Genomic DNA, 22,863 nt, shown 5'->3' with positions numbered 1-22,863 from the left:
TTTGTAGTCGCAGATTTTTAACATCATCATGGATACAGAAAAAAAGAGTAATTCGAAAATATTAATTGGAATAATAGCCCTGCTTATTCTGGGAATAGGCATAGCCAGTTACTTTATATTCAACCAGAAGACTCAAATCGACGAACTGCAACAGGAAAGCGTTCTGAACAAACAGCAGTTGGAAGACGAGTACGAGAGCCTGTCGATGCAATACGAAGGGTTTAAGTTGAATATAAAAAATGATTCTCTTCTACAAAAGCTAACAAATGAACAAACTAAAGTTCAACGGTTACTTGAAGAGTTGAAGACTGTGAAAGCTGAAAATAAAGCTGAAATTTCCCGCTTGAACAAAGAGCTGGCAACGCTGCGCCAAATATTAAAGTCGTACATCACACAAATCGACTCTCTGAACAGGGCAAATGCTCAGCTCAGACAAGAAAAGCAGGAGATAACAAATAAATATCAGGAAACATCAAAAACACTGAATCAGGTAACTCAGCAAAAGCAGGACTTGACCGAAAAAGTAACCAAAGCCGCCAAGCTGGATGCCACCAATATAAGCGTGCAAGCCACAAATAGCAAAGGAAAAGTACAAAAGAAAATAAATAAAGTAGAGCAGCTGATAATCAATTTTACAATAACAAAGAATATTACTGCCGAGCCGGGTGAACGTACTATATATGCACGTATCATGAAACCCGATGACGATGTATTGACCAAAAGTAGAGCGAATACATTCGCTTACGAGAATGGAAATATCAATTACTCCATCAAGCGAGTTATAGAATACGGAGGCGAAGAAGTAGGTGTTACCATGTACTGGAATGTAGAAGAATATCTGATGCCGGGAACATACCGTGTAGATATTTTTGCTGATGGTAATAGAATAGGCAGTAGATCTTTCTCATTAGAAAACTAAAACCTTATTGATATATAAATGCAAATAGTAGAAGCTACTACAGACCATATTTATAATATCCAGGTACTATCAAATGTTATTTGGCCCGCTACATTTAGCAACATTCTTTCGCAAGAGCAGATAAGCTACATGATGGATATGATGTATAGCACCAGTGCGTTGGAAAAACAGATGAATGAGTTAAATCATCACTATCTATTAGCTGAGGAAGACGGTGAATATCTAGGCTATTTATCATACGAGCTGAACTACAAAGGCACGCCAATAACCAAAATACACAAAATATATGTACTGCCTTCTATTCAAGGCAAAGGTGTAGGTCGCTTGTTTATAGATGCGGTGAGTAAACTTGCCCTGAAGAATAACAATACGCTTCTTTCGCTGAATGTAAACCGATACAACAAAGCGATTGATTTCTATAAACGAATGGGCTTCGATTTTTTCGCAAGTGAAAATATTGACATCGGAAACGGCTTCCTGATGGAAGACTATGTGATGAATAAAGACCTGTAGCTAGTCGATAATAATATCAAATTGGTTTAGCAACCCCGCCAATCCATCTTTAGAAAAACGTGCTTTTTTGATCTGGTTCTGAGTCAGGTCTATTGAGTAATTATATGCAGTGGTAAAATCTACTTCTTGAAGATTGGTATTATAAAAGATCGCCTCGTCCAAATCAGCTTCCAAAAACTTTGATTGTTTGAGGTCGGCACTTCCAAAGTCGACTCCCTTCAATGAAGTATCTTTAAAACGAGTCTTACTCATTTTTCGCTTTTCGAAAGAGGCATAATCGAGTATGCAATTTTCAAAGTCGACATGAAAAATAAAATCGTGGCAATGATTAAATTTCACACCAAGCATTTTACAATTCTTAAAATGGATATTATTCAGAGTAGACTGGTTGAATTCCACCATCGACAAATTACAATCTATAAACGAACAGTCGGTAAAAGTACAAGCTATAAGCTTAGAGTCTGAAAAATCGCATTTCGAAAAAGTACAATTATCAAACGACTTTTTATGTAACCCTTCTACATAAGATTTACCTTCAAAGATTATGTCTTCACTAACAATCATGGACTCTCCTACTCTCTGATTATTTTCACTTCTCCGGTCTTACCCAATTTTATGATACTCGATGCTTTCGATTTACTTGTATCATCCTGCCTGTATTTTACGATATAATCTACACCTTGCTTTATCTCTTCGCTTATATCATCAAAGTTAGCCGGTGCAGGCTCCCCGCTGATATTAGCAGATGTAGAAACCAAGGCTTTCCGAAAACGCTTACACAGCTCTTGAGAAAATTTTTCTTTTGTGACACGGATAGCGAGACTACCGTCTTCTGCCATCAAATTAGGTGCAACATTTCGTGCTCCATCATAAATTATGGTCAATGGTTTTTCGGATAACTCTATCAGGTCCCACGCCAAAGAAGGAACTTCATCGATATAATAATCGAGCTTGATAGGATTATCGAGCAGAGTAATAAGGGCTTTACTATCAACCCTTCGCTTTAGTTCATATACACGATGTACAGCTTCCTCGTTGGTAGCATCACAGCCTATTCCCCATATGGTATCAGTAGGATACAAAATCAATCCTCCGGACACAAGCACTTCAAAAGCCTTCTTTATATCTTCTTCCATAATTTATTTATTATTAAGCAACTGAGAAAGGTAAACATCTTCAAACTCTTCACCTCTTTGCAGCCAGTCTTTCAAAATCCCGACAGACTGATACCCTGCTTTCTCAAACAAGCTGATACTATTGGTATTGCTTTGGGCTATATATGCATAGATTTGATGAAGGTACAAAAAGTCGAAAGCATAGTTGCTCATCAGTTCCAAAGCTTGTTTGGCAAAGCCTCTTCTGCGATAGTCGTCATCAATGAGGATGCCAATACCAGCTCTGCGGTTGTGGGCGTCTATATCGTAAAGATCAATGGTTCCGATAGTGACTTTCTCTTCTACGAGGTCTATCATCAGACGCAATTGTTTGCTTTGATATATATCCATCTCCAAAGAATCATTGATGTACTGCCTCAGCACCAGCTTGGAATACGGGGCCAAAGTATTGCCATGATACCACAAGACTGTAGAATTCTCCCAACGATATAAGATTTCTAAATCTTCGGGTTCTACGGCTCGCAAAACGATATCTTTGTTTTTCAATAGCATTTTGTAAAAGACTTAGTAGTTAATAACTTCCTCTCTCAAACATTTCACCCAAGCGTATAAAGAAATTCTTCTTTCTTCTCCTTGCTCTTTGGCTTTCTCCCGAAGACATCATTATATTTTCGAAGGAAACTTCTCCTCTTTCCATCGCTTTTATCGCATGATATATCACTCCCCAATCAGGAAGTCCGCCCAAATTGCGGTCGTCAATAAACAAATCTGCTGTTAATTTCCGAGACGCAGTTAACGAATCTTCCTCGGGATAATTCTTATTAGCTGCATAAAAATGCAACCCTTTATTTTTACAATAATCTACTGCTTCCTGCAACAGGCTGCCGTCTCGCACTGTCCAAAGAATAAGGATATGCCCATCTTGCTGCAACTGCAAAAGTGTTTCGATTGCAAAAGGAATGGGACGTCCGATTTTGGGATACTCATGTTCAACGATTGTTCCGTCAAAGTCTACTGCAATAACCATTTTATTTAATCTTTTATTTCTGATGTAGTATCGTTAGCTTCTTCTAAGGTCTTTCGGTTAGGATAACAAAAAAACAATGCAAATATAATTATAATTGTCATATACACAGAGTTCTTTGAATTAAACAGATACAGCCCTGCTATGTTTAATATAGCCGCCGCATCTAGTACAAACATCCGCAGAATATAGGCAGGAAGGTACTTCTCGAGAAACTTCTTGTGCTCCAGCTCTGCGATCCTCCGATACTGAGTATGGAATAGTTTCAATGCGATTGGAATACTAGCCAACGATATTAGAATCGTATATTGTTCAAACACAACATTCGTATTTGTAGCGGTACCAAAAGTTAAACCTTTAGAGAATAATATAAATGTTAAAACAGTCAACAGCAAAAGAATGTTCGCCCAGAATAACAACATTAATGTTTTATATAGCTTTCGTTCTTTATTCTCCATTATGATTTTTACAATTTATATGACTCATTAAACAATGTCCTGTTCAGGATAGAGCGTCCCAATGTTACTTCATCGGCATATTCTATTTCATCTCCGATAGAAATCCCGCGTGCAATCATAGAAACCTTTATGTCGAAAGATGATAATTTCTTATAGATGTAGAAGTTGGTCGTATCGCCTTCCATCGTAGTACTCAATGCCAAAATAATTTCTTTCACATCACCCTTGGCTACACGTGCCACCAGGCTTTCTATTTCCAGATCGGAAGGGCCTATTCCATCTATCGGGGATATAATACCTCCCAACACATGATACAAGCCTTTGAACTGCATTGTATTCTCAATAGCCATGACCTCTTTTATATTCTCTACAACACAGATCGTAGCTGCATCACGAGATTTATCCAAACAGATAGGGCAAATATCGTCATCACATATATTATGACAAACATTGCAATACTTTACTTCATGCTTCAATGAAACCAATGCCTGAGCGAAACCCTCTACCATAGCATTGTCCTGCCTCAACAGATGCAAAATCAACCTCAAAGCCGTTTTACGCCCTATGCCGGGAAGCTTTGCGAATTCATTTACTGCATTTTCTAATAAAGCTGATGGATATTTTTGATTCATGATGCCTGAAAATTTTCGGATGCAAAGATAAGAATTATTTAAGGGATTTTCTCACTGATTCAAGACATCTTAAATCTATTTAAATATTATAAGAAGGTATTTTTAATGCAATTAGAGAACAAAGCAGGCTACTTTCACTCTTTCTGACAACTCGGACAAAAGTAGATTGTACCACCCAGATATGCCTCCTTTACAATATCGCTTCCACAGTTAGGGCATGGCTCTTTATATGTTTTTTTGGATAAAAGAGTTTTATATTTACCCCAATTACCATAAAAATCCTTTTCAGTGTCACGGCCTCCTTTATCGGTCATATTCCGCAAAGTAACCTTCAATGAATGGAACAGATCTCCTCTTTCGAGATCAGACATTGTAGATATTTTCCGTTTGGGATGTATTCCGGCTTTGAAAAAGATGTCTTGTAAAACGCCGTTTCCCAAACCGGGAATTCGTTGTTGAGTACCAAGCAAGGCCTTTACCGACATGTCTTTTTGTACACCGGCAAAGATTGAATCAAAATACGCCTCATCAAAAGCGTCGCTCAATGGAGAAATACTGTTCAAACTTCCGGCATGATATACATTTTGCAACTCTCCCTTATAGGCATATATGGCTCCATACATAGATACTGTAAAAGCAAGACATGTCATATCCTCGAACAGTATCAAGAGCTGGTGTTTCACCGGATACGTATCAGTTGCCGTATAATATTTCAGGTTTGTACCGTCACTTATCGAAATATAAGTATCCTTGTCGCAGATAATATCAACAAAGGCTCCATGCCCTCTTGCTGATTCTACTTCTCGCCCAACAAGTATATTACGATACAAAGCCGGGTTGCCATTGTACCATGTAAATTTGTGCGGACTGGTTGCCTGAATAACTTTTGCTATTCGTTTTCCTGTCAGGATGGTTTCAGCTTGTGAACTTATTGTTGCCGATTCGGGTATTTCTATCATACCTTCACTTATAGGTTAATAATATACTAGTCGTTTCAGGACGCAATCGATGATGCTTTTATATTTTCCTCAAACGAATTTAGTTTATTTTTCTCACCTGCCAACCATATTACGTCGCCTTCTTGGAACACAAAGCCGGAAGTGAAATTGATAATAGATTCATCTCCCCTATCGATACCGATCACCATACATTCTGTTTTTTCACGAATACCAGCATCTACAATAGATTTATCAATAAGCGGAGATCCGGGTTCTACAAGATACTGGGATAAGCATATATGATATTCGGCTTCTTCCTCCATGAGCAAATCCTGCTCTGTCTTTTCCTCCAAGTATTGAGACAGTTTTTGCATTTCCTCATCGGAGCCCGAAACAACTAATTTATCAAATGGATATATTCGTGTGTTCCCATCGGGTATATTGATCTTATTGCATCCTCTTACGATGGTTACAATATTTACACCCGTTCTTTGTCTAAAGTCTAACTCCCGCAAAGTTTTTCCAATATTTGAGAATGACTGAGAGATTTCAAATTCAGCGATATGTATATTCTTCGAACGGAGGTCATTCGCTACAGTTGGTAAAATAGCTGCATTTTTCTCTTTTAGTTTTTGTTTCAGGTTTAGATTTTCAAGAAATCGTGCCTCGATTCTACGAGACTGAGCCTTGAACCCTTGAGAGAATATAATCAACGTTACAACAACCAATGAGATAATAACCATCAATACTGTAAGCCTTGGGAATAGAGGAATCAATACCATTAACACTAATACAATACAAATAATAATACGGAACACAATCAACGAAACTAATGCACCTCTGTTGAGTCGGTTATCCTTCCACAGATTTTTGAACTCTTCGGAACGATTTTTCTTCATCATAATGGCACGTAAGAATGGAGCCATCAGAGTAAGTGTGATAATCGCTGCTAAAATCTGCCCCCAGATACTTCCGGGCACGTATTCTACAATATATGGCGTTATGAAATTTTGGAATACCAACAAGATAGCCAAAGATATAGTGAAATAAACAGCCACTAAAGTGAGTATACTTTTCAGTAGTTTCTTCCAGTCATTTTGCTTATTCACAGTATCGTATCCCGATGCGCCATATCCATCTTTAATCTTGGCGAATTTATCCGGAACCCTCTTTTCCAACCAGCCGTATGCCGTATCGGACAGCTTAATACAGTACGGAGTAGTGAATGTTGTAATCACCGACACTGCTACTATGATCGGATACAGTGTATCTGTAATAACACCAAGACTAACGCCCAAAGTAGCTATGATAAAGGAGAACTCCCCTATCTGTGCCAGACTGAATCCCGACTGCATCGCCACTTTCAAGCTCTCACCCGAAGCCATGACTCCTAATGTTGCAAAAATAATCCGTCCGATAAGCACAACCAAAGTAAGAATTATCACCAGCACGCCATATTCGGCAATAATAGCCGGATCGATCATCATACCCACAGATACGAAGAAGACAGCCCCAAACAGATTCTTCAAAGGTTCCATGAGGTGCTCGATATGTTTAGACTCGATTGTCTCTGCCAATATAGACCCCATTATAAAAGCACCTAAAGCAGCCGAGAAGCCAACAATAGAAGCAAAAAGAACCATACCAAGGCAAAGCCCGATTGCCACAATCAACAAGGTCTCATCATTCAAATACTTTTTCAGTTTTTTGAGTATTGTGGGTATCATATAAATACCTACAATAAACCAAATAAGCATAAAGAAAAACAGTTTTACAACACTATTTGCCAATTCACCGCTTTCTATATGCTGGCTCGATGCAAATGTTGTAAGCAAAACCATCATTATGATGGCTGCAATATCCTCAACAATAAGCATCCCGAACACGATTCCTGCAAACTTTTTCTTTTGCAGTCCCATATCATTAAAGGCCTTGATGATAATAGTAGTAGACGACATAGAGAGCATACAGCCGAGATAAATACTATCCATCCGAGTCCAATCATCTATTAGATTTACAATGAATAGCTGCCCCGCCAGGTAGCCAATTATTATCATAGAACCCAAGTTGATAAGAGTGGCAATAGAAGCTTTACCGCCAACGTCCATCAGTTTTTTGAAACTAAATTCGAGACCTAAAGCAAAAAGTAGAAAAATTACACCGATCTCTGCCCAGATGCCGACATTACTCATATCGGATATTTCAGGTAGGGTTTTGAATATAGATCTTACACTTTCATCCGATGCTCCCGATATATCTATAACGAGTTTCTCTATGAATTTTTTGAAGTGAAGACTTGCCAAAAATCCCGCAACAATGTATCCCAATACGACAGGTTGTTTTAGCCATTTGAATATAATAGTAACTATTCCGGCAGTTATTAATATAATTGCCAGATCACTTATAAAATCAGGAAGGTGAGCCATATAATTTTATTTTCTGCAATAAAAATTCAGTATAATTTGATATAAAAATATTCGTTCTTGTTAACAGAACGTACAAAAATGAGGTTTTTTCGATGTTTAAAATTATCAAAAAAAAATGATTCTCGAAAATAAATAACCAAAAAGTCATAAATTGCATCCTTCGCTACTTTTACTTATTTTATCATTTTTATTGCATCAATAATATATTTATGTTAGCTTTGGTGCTAGTTTTTTTAGGTTCGATGTAAAAAAAAACACTTACATAACATAATGATTCAAAACAATCCAGCTCTATTTTTACACTACAGACTGGAATTAAAACACAAAAAAAATGAAAAAGATTATTTTATTAATTGTTTCCGTCATTATAGCAGGAAGCTATAGTTTTGCACAAGAGAAGGCTTATGCCCCAACTTCTTTTTGGGATCATTGGTTTATACAAGGTCAGGTCGGAGGATCTTATACAGTAAGCGAATTCCATAGCAAAGCTAAGTTTGGAGATCTCATTACTCCTAATGTAGCTATATCGGCAGGGAAATATTTCTCACCTGTAGCCGGAGCGCGTTTACAAGTGGGTGGATGGCAATCGAAAAACTATCTTGAATATACGTTAAATAAACAAGCGAAAACCGGAACTTACAAAGTGGATTATATACAAACAAGCGTTGATGGTTTGCTTAATTTAACAAATCTATTCATGCCGTATAGCCCCGAGAGATGTTTCAACCTGATTGGTATTGCCGGTATCGGTTATGCTCATGGTTTTGGAAAAGATAATATCGAAGGACTGGGAAGCATAGGCAGGACGAACAGTATTATACCACGTGTCGGATTTCAAGGAGACTTCCGTATAAGCGAAGCGGTAAGCCTTAATCTGGAAGTAATAGGCAACCTATATCCTGATAACTTCAATGGCGTGGTAGCCGATAAAAAATATGATGGTATTGTAAGCGCTCTTATAGGTCTTACTTACAACTTCACCAAAGGCGGGTTTAAGATGGTTGACGAAGCAGACCCTGCTGCAATCAGGTCGATGAACGATAAGATCAACGAACTAAGAGGACAAATAGGAAGCAAAGATTCGGAAATCAGCAGATTAAAACAAGAGCTGGCCGTTAAACCTGAACCTCAGATTGTAATAGAAAAAACGAAAGAGATCAAGGAACAAACAGAAGTATTGATGAATGCTGTTGTTGTATTCCATATTGGTAGTGCTAAACTTGAAAAGAACCAAGACATCAACATTTACAATGCAGCTCGTTATCTAAAGGATAATCCACAGGTAAATGTTATAGTTACAGGATATGCCGACAAGAGCACAGGTACTGCTGCTATAAACCAAAGACTTTCTGAACAACGTGCTGAGGCTGTAGCCAACGTGCTTGTAGAAGAGTATGGTATCTCAAGAAGCAGAATAACAACCAAAGCCAGCGGAGATAAAGAACAACTATTCCCTACAGATCAGTGGAACCGTGTTGTCGTATTTACTGCCGTTACAAAGTAAAAAGTTCCTCCAAAAAATAAACAAGAGGCTGTCTCACTTTCGATGAGACAGCCTCTTGTCATATAAGAACATTCAATTATTTTTCTTTTTCTACAATCTCCGAATCAATAAGCTTTACAGGCTTTGATTTTTTGCGAAGCTTCATATTCAGAAACTCTACCAGCAAAGAGAATGCGATGGCAAAATAGATATATCCTTTAGGTATCTCTCCCACCACTGATCCAAATATAGAAAGGTTAGATAAATGTGCTGCTTCTACTATTAGCATAACCCCTATCAATATCAGAAATGAAAGACCCAACATCTGAATAGTGGGATGCTCATTTACAAATCGACTTACCGGCCCGGAGAATAACAGCATTACCATTACAGCCAAAACAACTGCCGTTACCATTATCGTCATAGCACCCACATAGCCAAACTCACTGAAGCTGACAAGTCCAACAGCAGTAAGTACACTATCGAAAGAGAAAACAATATCAAGTGCTACGATCTGAGCAATAACTCCCCAAAAATTAGTTTTTGATTTAGCTGTAACCGAATCACTTTCACCTTCTAGTTTATGATGTATCTCGGTCACACTTTTGTATAATAAGAAAAGCCCTCCTACTAATATAATGATACTCTGCCCCGATATAGACCCATCAAACCATTGTGTATCAAAACTAATAATGGGATTGGTGAGCTTCATCAGCCACGATATACAAAACAGCAAGGCAATGCGAAAAAGCATAGCCAAAATAAGCCCTACAGTACGTGCCTTAGGCTGCTCTTTGGCAGGAAGCTTAGCTGATACTATAGACAAAAATACAATATTGTCTATACCAAGTACAATTTCCAGAAAGGATAAAGTCAGAAGTGCAATCCACGCACTAGGCAAAAAGAACGTTTCCAGAATTTCCATCTTTATTTTTTTGTGTCAAAATTAATAAACATTTTGACACAAAAAAGAGTCAATGTTTTTTTTCGAGATAGTCTTTTATAACAGCATTTCCGTCTGTCTTTATCAAACCTAGCATATACTGAATCTTAAGCTGCAGTTTTTTTAGTTTTGTTTTTAGTTTTGTCTTCAATTTTGCTTTCTTAATACATTCTCAATAGACAAATATAAGATATAAAATATACATCCACAATTTATTAGGTTAAATATTAACTTCGTTTAGTTTTATTTTTATCACGTCTACATATTAAAAAACATATTTATAAAATATGATGTATCTTTGTTTAAATATCTATAAATACATATAATCTCACAATATACATGACCATAAAGAAAAAGATAATCAACGACCCTGTTTTTGGCTTTATTACGATACCGAACCTATTTTTATATAAATTGATTCAGCATCCTCTACTCCAGCGGCTAAACCGTATCAGGCAAATGGGATTAGCTTTTTTTGTATATCCCGGAGCACAACACACACGCCTACACCACTCTATAGGAGCTATGTATCTGATGGATGAGGCAATAAAGGTTTTACGGATAAAAGGGCACGAAATAACAGACGACGAGGCAAATGGAGCGTTAGCTTGTATATTGCTGCATGATGTAGGACATGGCCCGTTCTCTCATGCTTTGGAGCATACGTTGACAAATGGTATCCATCACGAAGATTTTTCTTTGGCACTTATGAATTACCTAAACAAAGAGCTAAAAGGAGAATTAAGCACATGTATATCAATATTCAAGAATGAATATCCAAAGAAATTCCTGCATCAGTTAGTTAGCGGGCAGCTCGATGTTGATCGCCTCGATTATCTTCGACGAGATAGCTTTTTTACAGGTGTAACGGAAGGAAATATCGGTTCGGCTCGTATCATAAAAATGCTTGATATAAAAAACGATAAACTGGTAGTAGAAGCAAAAGGTATTTACTCTATCGAAAACTTTTTGACCTCACGCCGATTGATGTATTGGCAGGTGTACCTTCACAAGACGGCCGTTGCCGCCGAAAAGATGTTAATAAAAGTTCTGATACGGGCTAAAGAATTAACAAACAATGGAGTTAACTTATTTGCATCTCCTGCTTTGCAGTATTTCTTGCAAAAAAACATAGATAAAGCCTATTTCGAAAAGAAAATGGATGAAGTACTGCTTCACTTTGTTAAGTTAGATGATAATGATATTTGGAGCGCACTCAAGGTGTGGGCTGATCACGATGATGTAGTATTATCAAAATTGAGTGATTGTCTTGTTAACAGAAAATTGTTCAAGATAGAAATTACGAATGAAGAGCTTCCGGCCTCTTATATACAGAAGTATATAGAGCGATATATGAGTGAATTTAATATTACAGAAAATGAAGCGGCCTATTTCTGTTCCTCAGATGTTATCTACACCAATATGTACAATGAAGTGGATGACAGCATTGATATTTTATATAATGATGGGACGATAAAAGACATTTCCGCTGCTTCGGATATGCTGAATATACAATTGCTATCAAAAAAAGTAGAAAAGCACTATTTTTCTTATCTTAAGATATTACCGACAAACAATTAAAATAAAGATATATTACTTTTGTACTTAATTATGAATATAGTACAGGTCGAACAATATATAGACGAGCACCAACTATTAGAAGACGGTAGCAAGGTTATTGTAGGGGTTAGCGGTGGAGCCGACTCTGTCGCTCTACTGGATATCCTGCACTCGTTGAAATATAAGTGTGTGGTGGCACATTGCAACTTTCATCTTCGGGGAGAAGAGTCTAATCGTGATGCTTTTTTCGTAGAAGAATTATGCCAGAAGTACAACCTTAAATACGAAAGGGTAGATTTTGATACAGAGGCCTATGCCGAGATTCATTCCATCTCGATAGAAATGGCAGCAAGAGAATTGCGATATAATTGGTTTGAACAAATAAGAACAATCCACCTGGCTGATAAGATTGCGGTCGCACATCATCGTGACGATTCGGTAGAAACCATACTTCTAAACCTCATAAGGGGAACAGGGATAAGAGGATTGACGGGAATAGCTGCCCAAAACAATAACATTATTCGCCCCCTTCTATGCCTCAGCAGAAAAGACATCTTAGAATATCTTAAAGACAGGGGATTGAAATATGTAGATGACAGTACCAATAATGAGGACTTGTATACACGAAATAAGATAAGGCTAAATATTATCCCATTGCTGGAGACAATCAACCCATCGGTAAAAGATTCTATTATCCGCACAGGCGAGCATTTATCGCAGGTGGAGAGTATCTATAATTTTTATATCCAACAGGTAAAGGCAGATGTGTTGAGTGACGATAGCATCAACATCAGAACGCTGATTAAATATTTAGAGCCGGAAGCGATACTCTATGAGTTGCTTGCTCCTTACAATTTTAATACAGCAACAGTAAGACAAATTTTTGAATCGATCATAAGTCAGTCCGGAAAGATATTTTACTCCGACACGCACAAGCTGATTAAGGATAGGGAATTCTTTATAATAAAAAAAAGAGAGAAGCTCTCAGTAGACAGCTTTCTGATAAGGGAAGAAGATCGCTTGATGAGCTATCCATTACAACTATCTATCGAAACAATCCAAATAGATAATGGCTTTGTAATAGAAAAAAATAAAAATATTCTCTATCTGGATAAAGATAAAATAAAATTTCCGTTAACACTCAGAAGGTGGCATCAAGGCGATTGGTTTATTCCATTCGGGATGAAGGGCAAGAAAAAGGTCAGCGATTATTTCACCGATCAGAAGTTTACTTTGTTCGAAAAAGAAGAAGCCTGGCTACTTTGCTCAGAAAATGATATTGTGTGGATTGTCGGCGAACGTTCCGACGATCGATTTAAAATAGACAAATCTACGACGCAAATCCTAAAGATACAGATAACAGATAATCCATTATAAAAAAAGCACCTCTATTATAAAAAATGACGAATATCTTTTATAAATCTACTTAATGGCAAAAGATTAAAAAATAAGGATATTATGTTCAAGTTAATATAAAAACTAAATATTTTTAGTCTTTTCTTTATATTTTGCCTTTAAATCATCAAGGGTTGTCTGATGCACGTGTATATATTTTTCACCTGATTTCAACTTAGCTTCAATCTCTTTTTTCAAGTCATTATCTATTATTGATAAAGCAATATATTTTGTAAAGAATGTTATTTGCTTTTTAATGTATCCATTCATAATATACCAAGACTCTTTTTCCCTTTTTTCGTCTATTATCTTTTGTTTTTCTATTTTTCTCAAAAACATCTCATTTTCTCTTTGAAACTTCGCATCTTCTCTGAGTAATTTTCTAGCCAAAGCTAAAGTTTCTCTTTCTTCTGCTTTTTTTCTCTTTTCAGCTTCTTTTTGCGCTGCTTTATGAGCTTTTGAAATACCAGATATTATGCCAATTCCTAGTTTAAATAGACTATTAGCGGCTTTACTAGAACTCTTTTTTCTACCAAAAGGATTTCTTGAATATCCTATACCCATAGTTTATAGAATTTAAGGTTTATTCTACAAACTTAAAAAAATCATTTATTATCCTCTTGTTTCTTCTAAGAATTTTTCAATATTATCGATTGATTTTATTTTTCTAATCCTCTCAATCTCTTTAATAAATCTACTATTTTATCAGAGGTGCTTTTTTATTTAGTTTGATATTTATTTCAATTCGTATCCGGCTCCCTTAGCGTATGCTTTTTGGGTATTTACCAACTGCTCAAAACTCGCATTATAAGCATCCATTTTAGCATCATATTCGTCCGAAATCTTATCAAACTCTTCGTCCGAAGATTCTTCTGTTAAAGTCGTAAATTTCCTTCCGGCTTCTACGATTGCTCTTAAATCTTGGTATGCTTTCAAAGCAGCATTTTTAAATTCCTCTGCACCTTTTGGAGCTTCTAAGGCCTTCACAATATTCAGTTCAGCGTCTATCTTTACCAATGCACTATCTGTTGCAGCAGCAATACTTTCATAAGAACCGGAAGCAATAGCCGCAGAAAGAGTCTCTGTATACGAATCGCTTACATGAGAAATCGTCTCATTCGCCTCAACAATCGTATCGTTAAATTTAACAGGAGATGTTCCACCACAAGAAGTTAAAATAAGACTTACTGTGAGTAATGATAATAATAATTTTTTCATTTCTAATTATGTTAAGATTTTTAATAAGAAATCAAAGATAGCTAAAACATATATTGAAGCCAATCTTTTAGGAAGATAAGGCTCTCTTCTTAGCCAAGAACTCTTTGATTCCTCCGATATGCTCACGCACTTTTTTATCCGAAAATTCATATACTTTTGTCACCAGCCCGTCCAAAAAATCACGGTCGTGGGAAACAAGGATAACTGTTCCATCATAATCTAGCAAAGCATTCTTCAGAACCTCTTTAGTCTTCAAGTCCAAGTGGTTTGTAGGCTCATCGAGAATAAGCAGATTTACAGGCTCAAGCAACAGCTTTATCATAGCTAAGCGTGTTCTCTCCCCTCCCGAAAGTACTTTTACTTTCTTCTCCGAATCGTCCCTGTTAAACATAAACGCTCCCAGAATATTACGAATTTGAGTACGTATATCCCCTTCGGCAACCCGATCAATGGTTTCAAAAACTGTCAGATCCTCATCTAACAAATCAGCCTGGTTCTGTGCAAAGTAACCAACCTGTACATTATGTCCTAAAAGTATACTGCCATCGTATGATGTTTCGCCCATCACGCATTTTACAAATGTAGATTTTCCTTCTCCGTTCTTTCCTGCCAAAGCAATTTTCTCGCCACGCTCTATCATTAGATTGGCATTTTCAAAAACCAGATAGTCATCATATTTTTTCGTTACCATATCTACCGTCAACGGATAATTACCCGAACGTGTAGCCGGCTGGAAGCGAATACGGATTTGCGATTTGTCTTCTTCATCTATTTCCACACGTTCCATCTTTTCCAATTGGCGGATACGGCTTTGCACAAGCACCGCTTTAGCCGCTTGCGCTCTAAAGCGTTCTATAAATTCTTCTATCTCGGCTATCTGTTTTTGCTGAGCCTCCCATGCATGTATTTGCTGTTGGCGACGCTCCTGTCTCAGTTCTACATATTTAGAATAGTTTACCTTATAGTCGTAAATACGCCCCATCGTCAACTCAATCGTACGTGTAGTTACCGCATCGATAAAAGCACGGTCGTGGGAAATAAGAACCACAGCTTTTGCCTGAGTATTTATAAAGTCTTCGAGCCAACCAATAGATTCTATATCAAGGTGATTTGTAGGCTCATCGAGCAACATCACATCGGGATTACTCAACAAGAGTTTAGCAAGCTCGATACGCATACGCCATCCTCCACTAAACTCATTGGTAGGACGATCGAGATCGGCACGCTTAAAGCCCAGACCAAGTAATGCTTTTTCTACTTCACCTTCAAAGTTGACATCTTCTACCATCGCCAAACGTTCGTGGGCATGAGTAAAATCATCAATCAGTTTGGCATAATCATCAGATTCATAGTCGGTACGTGTTTCCAACTGCTTATTCATATCCTCGATCTTTGCTTGCAAATCGAAGATATAAGAGAATGCTAAAGATGCTTCTTCACGGACAGTACGTTCATCGGTAATTTTCATTACCTGAGGAAGATACCCAACGGTAACGCCATCAGGCCCGGTTATTGTCCCTCTGAAGTGGGTATTGACACCTGCCAGAATTTTGAGCATAGTACTCTTCCCTGCCCCATTCTTACCAACAAGCGCAATTTTATCTTTATCATTAATTATATAGCTGATATTATCGAACAATACTCTATCCCCTAACTCAACTTTTAAGCTGTCAACAATTAACATCGAATCTGTATTTTATTTTTTGAAGGTGCAAAGGTAGAGAAAAATAAGACACGAAATATCAAAACGAATTACTGTTAATCGTTATCGTTGGAAATAGCAAAGAGAAGAGACGGCCATCTCCTCTCTTCTGAATAATAAAAAGATAAGTAATATTTTTTTAGCCTTACCTTACTTGAATGAAGTAAATTTCAGGCAAACAGGCATATCCAGTTCTATATCCTTATATGTATTTTCTAAAAGGCCAGTAACCCTGTCTATAAGAAATATTTGGATGACATCATTATCGCGACTTGCCACCAATAAGAATTTACCATTCGGAGTAATCACGAAATTACGTGGATGCACTCCTGTTTCCTGATAGCCAACTTTGGTTAACTTACCATCTACCTGATTTATAGAGAATATTGCGATACCATCTCCTTTCAGGCGGTTGGATGCATAAAGGAATTTGCCGTCAGGCGACACATGAATATCGGCACTACCCTTTGCGCTAAGCGTATCAGCTTGGATTGTTTGAATTTGAGTCAAATTACCGGCGTTAGCATCGTAGTTGAATGCGATAACAACGCCCGACAGTTCATTGATAAGGTATGCATACTTTCCATTCGGATGAAAATCAAGATGCCTTGGTCCCGATCCGGGTGCTACATCAAAAGCGGCAGGTGTTCCTACTTTGAGATAGTTCCCCTCATTACTTTCATTTATACCAAATTTATGTATTTTGTCTGTTCCCAAATCATCGGCGAACAAATATTTCCCATCAGGAGAATAGCGTACACAATGCAGGTGAGGAGCTTTCTGACGCTCTGCATCTGCCCCTTTTCCTGTAAAACGAATCAATTGAGTAGCCGTAGTCAGCGTTCCGTCACCATTAATATTAAAGGCTGTAATACTACCACCCGAATAATTAGCGGTAACAACATGCTTGCCGGTTTTGTCGAGCTCTATATAACAAGGATCAGCACCACCTGTCAATTGCGAATTTAGAAGTTTTAGAGTGCCATCTTTCTTATCGAAAACGAAAGCATTGGCCGCAGCTTTTGCGTCTCCAGTTTCGGAAACAGAATAAACATGCGTACCTTCTTTATTGATAGTAAGGTATGATGGATTGGTCACCTTAACCACACTTTTATATTTGGAAAAACCTGAAACGGTATCAAATTGATAAACATAAATACCTTCGCTCTCGCCTGTTGTATATGTACCCACCAGCAGGTACAAACTTGTTTCGTCTGAGATAGTTTCTGCACTCATATTTGTTGTATCCGACGGATCAATATTTGAATTATCCACATTTGTTTTTTGTTTGCAAGAAATAAGGGAAAGAACAGCGAAAGCTGTAAATAAAATATATTTACGCATAATACTCTATTTTATGTAAAAGATGAACCTGAAAATGTTTACTAGAACAAAAGAAGGCAAAAATTATCAGTTTACGGCATTTTTTCAATACAAAATTCAAAAGAAATATTTTGCTTTAATAAGATTAAAAAGCTATCTTTGTCGGCTGAAAAAGAAGAAACAATTTAAACTACTATAAAATGAAGAAAGATATTCATCCAGCAAACTATCGTCCGGTTGCTTTCAAGGATATGTCAAACGATGAGGTATTTATTTCACGTTCAACTATCAATGCTAAAGAAACTATCGACATAGATGGTGTTACTTATCCATTGGTGAAGCTTGAAATCACAAGTTCTTCTCACCCGTTCTATACAGGAAAACAAAAACTTGTAGATACAGCAGGACGTGTTGATAAGTTTATGAACCGTTACGCTAAGCGTACACAACCAAAGAAATAATTGTAATTTAATTACAAGTTTAACTAAAAAAGGCTATTCGAATGAATAGTCTTTTTTAGTATGTATATGTCAATTATTTTAACCAACTACCTTTTCTAATTTAGTTATAGTCTCGTTGCCTAATTTGGTCTTCGATTCGATATGCTTCAATACAGTTTCCACAAAAGGATTTTCCTCAAAAATACCACGCACTTGTTCAAAGTCTATTTTTTGCTGATGCTTGTCTCCATCGACCCCAAAACCCGTATGAGAAGATAAAGAGAATTCCTTCTTAGCATCATCGTAAATCATTCTATCCAGTTCTACAACAGCTTCTTTCCATTGACTAACAATATTAATAATATCCTGAGCCGTAATTGTATCCAAGGACAGATTATAATATTGCTGTATCTTATCCCATGCCCAAGTCCATTCCAATGAGTAATAGTTTTTATGCAGTTGCTCAAAAATAGCATTCATTTCACTCACATGTTTTATATTATCTGATTCTATATCATCTATAAGCTTATCTATCTCTGAACGAGGGACAAGCATACCGCCCACATCACTCCATTCATTCAGTCCCACTTCGGTGTCAGGTTTCAAACATTCCCTGATCTCCTCATTGCTAGTGTATGAACACTTCGATAAGCGTGAAATAATAGAGTTCCCAAGAAACTTGTTAATAGCCATATTGTACAATTTCAATCCTCTCTTCAGAGAAGTTCCTTTGATACGGCAACTCTGATATGTGTACGATCCCGATGTTTCGCCACAGGTCTCTTTCAGCCCTTCCAATATTTCGATCGCCTTAAACATTTTCTGTATTGTATAGGGACTCAATAGGTTGAAGTTTATCTGATCTAGTTTTTCAGGATCTTTTCGTCTATCTCTTTTCGGAAATTTCTGTGCATCACGAATCGTACCTACACTTCGCAAATTAATACCGGGAACCAATACCGACTCATCTTTATCCTCTATCAGATAAGAGAACGGCATATCGGAGGTATCTGCATTATAATAGTGGCGTCCCATAATAAGAGAAAAAGCTCCGATGCGTGAAGGCCATAAGATATACGAATTACTGGTTGTTTTTCCTCCACGCTCTACAATACCCTGATGGATAGGCCCCAGTTTGTACATGTGATTACTCTGGTTAGATCCCGAACCTGCATTCATAAAAGAAAACATTCCGGCAATCAAGAGTGTAGACTTGTGATGAGTCACAGTATAAGGCCCGGCAAATAAAGCACAGGCTTCACCATTCTCACCCTGACAATTGCTAAAGAATAAAGAATCGCTCGCCGAATAGGTATGCCCTAATTGGCATGATTGCCCTACAAAGCAGCGGGTAAGCATCGTCCCGTCTTCAACCCGTGAACCCGAACAAACAATAAAGTCGTTCGCCATTACGCTATATCCGATATGAACAGGATCATACTGATTACTGTTAATGCTTCCATTTTCCAGATGGCGTGCTCCTTCTATTGTGGCGTAATCCCCTATGTGTACATTTTTTATTGCTCCTGCATTTACAATCGTCACATTATCTCCTATGTAGCCAAAATCAGAGGTACGTTCTTTGGCATAATCAGCGACCATACCCTGAAGTTTTTTTATCAATACAGGTCGATGACGATAAAAAGAAAGAATATACGCAAAATGAGCACTCAGTTTATCATAGATCATAACCTCGCGCCCGCCCGTTTCGTTTAATACCGAAACCTCTATTCCATTTCCAAACGATGATTGTCCTTCTACATAGAGATGATGTATGTTTTGTATGCGCACATTGTTGCCAATACGATAATTGGCTATATAATTCTGTACATTTTCGATAAGCACATTATCACCTAATTCACAATTATGGAGGCAAGTATGTTTCAGACCTGAATGCTTTTTCAGCCCTCCCGGCAATGTGAATTCATCCTCAAAAACACCTAGCTTAACTTTGCCCGAAAAATTGGTATGTTTAACATAGTCCGGTTTGAAATTTTTATGTACCGAAATATTGTTCCAGTTATCGGCTAAGCAACCCTGACTCTCGAGTCTTGTTATTTCTTCCGGGGTTAGATTTCTGTAATCCATATATTATATTTAGATTAAAGCTTGAATAAAAAAACGATTTGTATACATCTTACAATAATACACACCGTATTTTTATCAACTGAGACAAATTTAATAATAATGTCTTTCAGTACTATCGAAATTCTATCTTTTTAATAAGAAACCCCGATTATAGTTTAATTTATAATCGGGGTTTCTTACTTTATATTAATTCGCATCCGCTACTTCAATATCCTCTATCGGTGTGGATAAGCCCTCTATCCGCCGCTGTAAGCTATATTTACTTATCAGATCGACAATTTCAGGGTCGAGAGGTGCGCGATAAACCTTCGACGGATCTAACTCGCAGGCACGCATCAAGTGATCGATTGCCTCATTATCCTTATTTGAACGAATCGACAGTATGGCTCTCAAATATTCTGTGTTTCCTGTTTCAGGCAAACCATCCAATACTTCTTTAGCCTTGGCATTATACCCCATACATATCAAGCACAATGCCGTATTGTAATCGGGATAATCGGACAAAATTTCCAAAGCCTTCCAATACTCTCTGTCTTGCAGTAGTTTCAATCCTTTTTCGTAGTTTGGTCTTTCCTGAACATCCAGCGCAGTTTCTTCGGTCATACCCGGACGATGCATATTAAACTCGAACGTCGCTTTATTTAGCAACGGATAGATAGAATCTCGAATCACCTTATAGTCGTCCGCAAAATCTTTCTTTATCTTGGCTTCCGTCTCATCGGGATCTATAGCCCCTTCGAGAAGTGCAAGAATCTGTGTCTTATTCATTATATCATTTCGCTGCTGAATCTGGTTTGCTAATGTATTCCAGTCTTCTCCTCCAAACTCGACCTTAATAACATTGTTGGCATCATTCACTTCGCCCGACAGTGACTTAACAAAGTACTCTTTTATCGCATCGGCTCGTTTTTCGGTTAATTTATAGTTTTTGTCGTATGATCCATCCAGCGCTGTAGTTACTCTAAGAACAATACTGTCGACAACAAACTTACCATCTTCAGTAAATGCACGGTATGTATTTAACACATTATTAATTTGGGCTTTATTATCCTTATAATTGATACCAAAAGCAGATTGCCCGGGCTGAAACTTCACATACGTAGTCAAACGATTGTATGCATCCCTATACAGTTTTGTTCTTTTATAGATCAGTGAAGTGTCTACCAACTGCGACAATGACGATATAAAATACGAAATCGTATCTCCGGGTGCCATCATATAACGGCTTCTATCCACAGCATCTACACGCCCATTCATTGTCAAGCTAAGTTTTTTAAGACCCACTGTTACCGGATGATCTTGCTTATATAGATATACAAAATCACGACCCGTATCTATGATTGTATCCAAACGAACACCTTCTTCGTAAGGAAATGGTATCATTTCTTTTGCCACCTCTCCTTTACGCTCTTTCTTCATCTCATTTTCGGCAATAGCCTCAAACAGATATCTGTTTTGAGCTATTTCGATAGAGTCACTTTCGGTGAGTACATTGTTTATTATATCATCCAACGAACGCCCTTCTTCGTACGCTTCACGAAATTTTGCCGGCATCTTCATATAGCTTACCTCAAAGTTCTTATCATCCAACACAAGAGCTTTTGCATTCTTATTGAACTTCTTCATGTATTGAGCAAACAAGCCCACGGTATCTTTACCATTAGCCATATCGCGGATCACCTGTTCGCGTGCCTTACGCACATATTCATTATAAAAGCGTTGACGATATCCTTTGAGTTTAGCTAGCTCGGCTGCGTCAAATTTACTTTTCTCTGTCTTCCATTTCTCATATTCCATCTGCTTGCTCCACTCCCTGTAATATTCTTCATAATACAAGTTCTGGCGATTTCTGATATCTTTTTCAGCTCCGTCTCTATCGAAGAATACCTCGTCATATTTATCATTTCCGACAATAGACTTCATATAATTATCATATTCGGCATAATCCTGCTTTTGCTTTGCAAGAAAAGCTTCACCTTTAAGTACTACATCTTTCAGTGGTATAATAGAATCGTTGTGGAACAGTTTAGGAGATAGTGTCATTCTGAAATTTTCAGACAAAAGCTCTTTAGGAACTCTTACTAAAAAATCTACTTTTACTCGTCCATTGCGCTCAGGCGTAAAGCGAGACTTAGCCGTAACCACAACTTCTGATAGTTGTTGCACCTCGTTAAGGCTGGTTGCTTTTTTACCTTCTCGGTCAACAGACTCTGTTATATTTTCAGCATTAGTAAATGTTACTTCTTCAGAAACAGTCCTTGTGCCTCTTACATCCACCCCCTTCTGAAATGGAAGTTCTATTGTTGCTCTTTTCAATTGCTGCATAAATAATGGCTTCACCATTGCTTCTTTGGGCTTATCTTTGGAATAAGAAAAGCCTCGCCCTGCAACATCCTCTCCACGGGAAGCTCTTATATTACGAACCGACTCCGAAGATTTACATGAGAGCATGATGAATGATGTTATTACCAGAAAAAGAATAGAAAAACATGTTGTCTGGACAACACGTGTAGTAATGTTTGTTTTCATAAGTTTGCTTTCGTGTATCATTAAACAATAATGATCTGTATATTGTATAGTTTTTGTAAAAACAGTGCAAAGATAGACAATGTCTACCAATATTTAAACAAATAAAATTTAATTTTTCGGAATAAAACAAAAGCCGACCATCTTTTCTATCAGAATA

The 22,863-nt window shown here is 37.4% G+C and carries 21 protein-coding genes; 6 read left to right on the top strand and 15 right to left on the bottom strand.

The window, feature by feature from the left end:
- Positions 1-28: 28 nt before the first annotated feature.
- Together B3P17_RS09145 and B3P17_RS09140 are read left to right on the top strand one after the other, a co-directional pair.
- Positions 29-919: a hypothetical protein gene (locus B3P17_RS09145; RefSeq protein ID WP_252636795.1), complete on the top strand. Its 891-nt coding sequence runs from the start codon at positions 29-31 to the stop codon at positions 917-919.
- An 18-nt stretch (positions 920-937) separates the two neighbouring features.
- A complete protein-coding gene (locus B3P17_RS09140; protein ID WP_252636797.1) occupies positions 938-1,432 on the top strand; it encodes a GNAT family N-acetyltransferase in 495 nt (164 codons plus the stop codon).
- Here the strand turns inward: B3P17_RS09140 and B3P17_RS09135 are convergent, their stop codons facing one another.
- From B3P17_RS09135 to B3P17_RS09100, 8 genes are all read right to left on the bottom strand, one after another.
- A complete protein-coding gene (locus B3P17_RS09135; protein WP_252636799.1) occupies positions 1,433-1,996 on the bottom strand; it encodes a pentapeptide repeat-containing protein in 564 nt (187 codons plus the stop codon).
- 8 nt (positions 1,997-2,004) lie between these two features.
- On the bottom strand, positions 2,005-2,568 hold the full coding sequence (locus tag B3P17_RS09130; RefSeq protein ID WP_252636800.1) for an L-threonylcarbamoyladenylate synthase: 564 nt from the start codon (positions 2,566-2,568) through the stop codon (positions 2,005-2,007).
- A 3-nt stretch (positions 2,569-2,571) separates the two neighbouring features.
- Positions 2,572-3,099, bottom strand: coding sequence for a GNAT family N-acetyltransferase (locus B3P17_RS09125; RefSeq protein ID WP_252636801.1), 528 nt, complete (start codon positions 3,097-3,099; stop codon positions 2,572-2,574).
- A 19-nt stretch (positions 3,100-3,118) separates the two neighbouring features.
- Complete coding sequence (locus B3P17_RS09120) at positions 3,119-3,574, bottom strand: BT0820 family HAD-type phosphatase (RefSeq protein WP_135105011.1); 456 nt, start codon at positions 3,572-3,574, stop codon at positions 3,119-3,121.
- 5 nt (positions 3,575-3,579) lie between these two features.
- Positions 3,580-4,029, bottom strand: a complete 450-nt coding sequence (locus B3P17_RS09115) for a hypothetical protein (RefSeq protein WP_252636803.1) — start codon at positions 4,027-4,029, stop codon at positions 3,580-3,582.
- Between the two features lie 8 nt (positions 4,030-4,037).
- Positions 4,038-4,661, bottom strand: coding sequence for a recombination mediator RecR (gene recR, locus B3P17_RS09110; protein ID WP_252636805.1), 624 nt, complete (start codon positions 4,659-4,661; stop codon positions 4,038-4,040).
- A gap of 134 nt (positions 4,662-4,795) precedes the next feature.
- Positions 4,796-5,620, bottom strand: a complete 825-nt coding sequence (locus B3P17_RS09105) for an endonuclease VIII (RefSeq protein ID WP_291105199.1) — start codon at positions 5,618-5,620, stop codon at positions 4,796-4,798.
- A gap of 35 nt (positions 5,621-5,655) precedes the next feature.
- Positions 5,656-8,025 (bottom strand): cation:proton antiporter, encoded by a 2,370-nt coding sequence (locus tag B3P17_RS09100; protein WP_252636809.1) that lies wholly within the window; start codon positions 8,023-8,025, stop codon positions 5,656-5,658.
- A gap of 331 nt (positions 8,026-8,356) precedes the next feature.
- Here B3P17_RS09100 and B3P17_RS09095 point away from each other — a divergent pair, with 331 nt between their 5' ends.
- Entirely contained in the window at positions 8,357-9,529 is a 1,173-nt protein-coding gene (locus B3P17_RS09095) for an OmpA family protein (RefSeq protein WP_252636811.1), read from the top strand.
- Positions 9,530-9,605: 76 nt separating this feature from the next.
- On the opposite strand, the gene B3P17_RS09090 is transcribed toward B3P17_RS09095, so the two are convergent.
- Positions 9,606-10,433, bottom strand: a complete 828-nt coding sequence (locus B3P17_RS09090; protein WP_252636813.1) for a TerC family protein — start codon at positions 10,431-10,433, stop codon at positions 9,606-9,608.
- A gap of 357 nt (positions 10,434-10,790) precedes the next feature.
- Between B3P17_RS09090 and B3P17_RS09085 the strand changes: the two genes are divergently transcribed.
- Positions 10,791-12,032 (top strand): HD domain-containing protein, encoded by a 1,242-nt coding sequence (locus B3P17_RS09085; protein WP_252636815.1) that lies wholly within the window; start codon positions 10,791-10,793, stop codon positions 12,030-12,032.
- 30 nt (positions 12,033-12,062) lie between these two features.
- The gene (gene tilS, locus B3P17_RS09080; RefSeq protein WP_252636817.1) at positions 12,063-13,388 is read left to right on the top strand and encodes a tRNA lysidine(34) synthetase TilS; all 1,326 of its coding nucleotides are present in this window, start codon (positions 12,063-12,065) and stop codon (positions 13,386-13,388) included.
- A 102-nt stretch (positions 13,389-13,490) separates the two neighbouring features.
- Here the strand turns inward: tilS and B3P17_RS09075 are convergent, their stop codons facing one another.
- The 4 genes from B3P17_RS09075 to B3P17_RS09060 form a co-directional block, all read right to left on the bottom strand.
- Entirely contained in the window at positions 13,491-13,970 is a 480-nt protein-coding gene (locus tag B3P17_RS09075) for a hypothetical protein (protein WP_252636819.1), read from the bottom strand.
- Positions 13,971-14,141: 171 nt separating this feature from the next.
- Positions 14,142-14,624 (bottom strand): hypothetical protein, encoded by a 483-nt coding sequence (locus B3P17_RS09070; RefSeq protein WP_252636820.1) that lies wholly within the window; start codon positions 14,622-14,624, stop codon positions 14,142-14,144.
- A 67-nt stretch (positions 14,625-14,691) separates the two neighbouring features.
- A complete protein-coding gene (locus B3P17_RS09065; RefSeq protein ID WP_006843088.1) occupies positions 14,692-16,308 on the bottom strand; it encodes an ABC-F family ATP-binding cassette domain-containing protein in 1,617 nt (538 codons plus the stop codon).
- Between the two features lie 168 nt (positions 16,309-16,476).
- Complete coding sequence (locus tag B3P17_RS09060; protein WP_252636822.1) at positions 16,477-17,670, bottom strand: lactonase family protein; 1,194 nt, start codon at positions 17,668-17,670, stop codon at positions 16,477-16,479.
- Positions 17,671-17,849: 179 nt separating this feature from the next.
- Here B3P17_RS09060 and B3P17_RS09055 point away from each other — a divergent pair, with 179 nt between their 5' ends.
- Entirely contained in the window at positions 17,850-18,110 is a 261-nt protein-coding gene (locus tag B3P17_RS09055; RefSeq protein ID WP_006843090.1) for a type B 50S ribosomal protein L31, read from the top strand.
- Between the two features lie 78 nt (positions 18,111-18,188).
- Here the strand turns inward: B3P17_RS09055 and B3P17_RS09050 are convergent, their stop codons facing one another.
- The gene (locus tag B3P17_RS09050; protein WP_252636824.1) at positions 18,189-20,177 is read right to left on the bottom strand and encodes a DUF4954 family protein; all 1,989 of its coding nucleotides are present in this window, start codon (positions 20,175-20,177) and stop codon (positions 18,189-18,191) included.
- Between the two features lie 186 nt (positions 20,178-20,363).
- Positions 20,364-22,706, bottom strand: coding sequence for a hypothetical protein (locus tag B3P17_RS09045; protein ID WP_252636825.1), 2,343 nt, complete (start codon positions 22,704-22,706; stop codon positions 20,364-20,366).
- Positions 22,707-22,863: the final 157 nt, after the last annotated feature.

Source organism: Dysgonomonas sp. UBA7630, from assembly GCF_002483985.1.
Classification (GTDB): Bacteria; Bacteroidota; Bacteroidia; order Bacteroidales; family Dysgonomonadaceae; genus Dysgonomonas.
The sequence above is the reverse complement of the archived record's forward strand: the minus strand, read 5'-3'. Positions and strand labels throughout refer to the sequence as shown.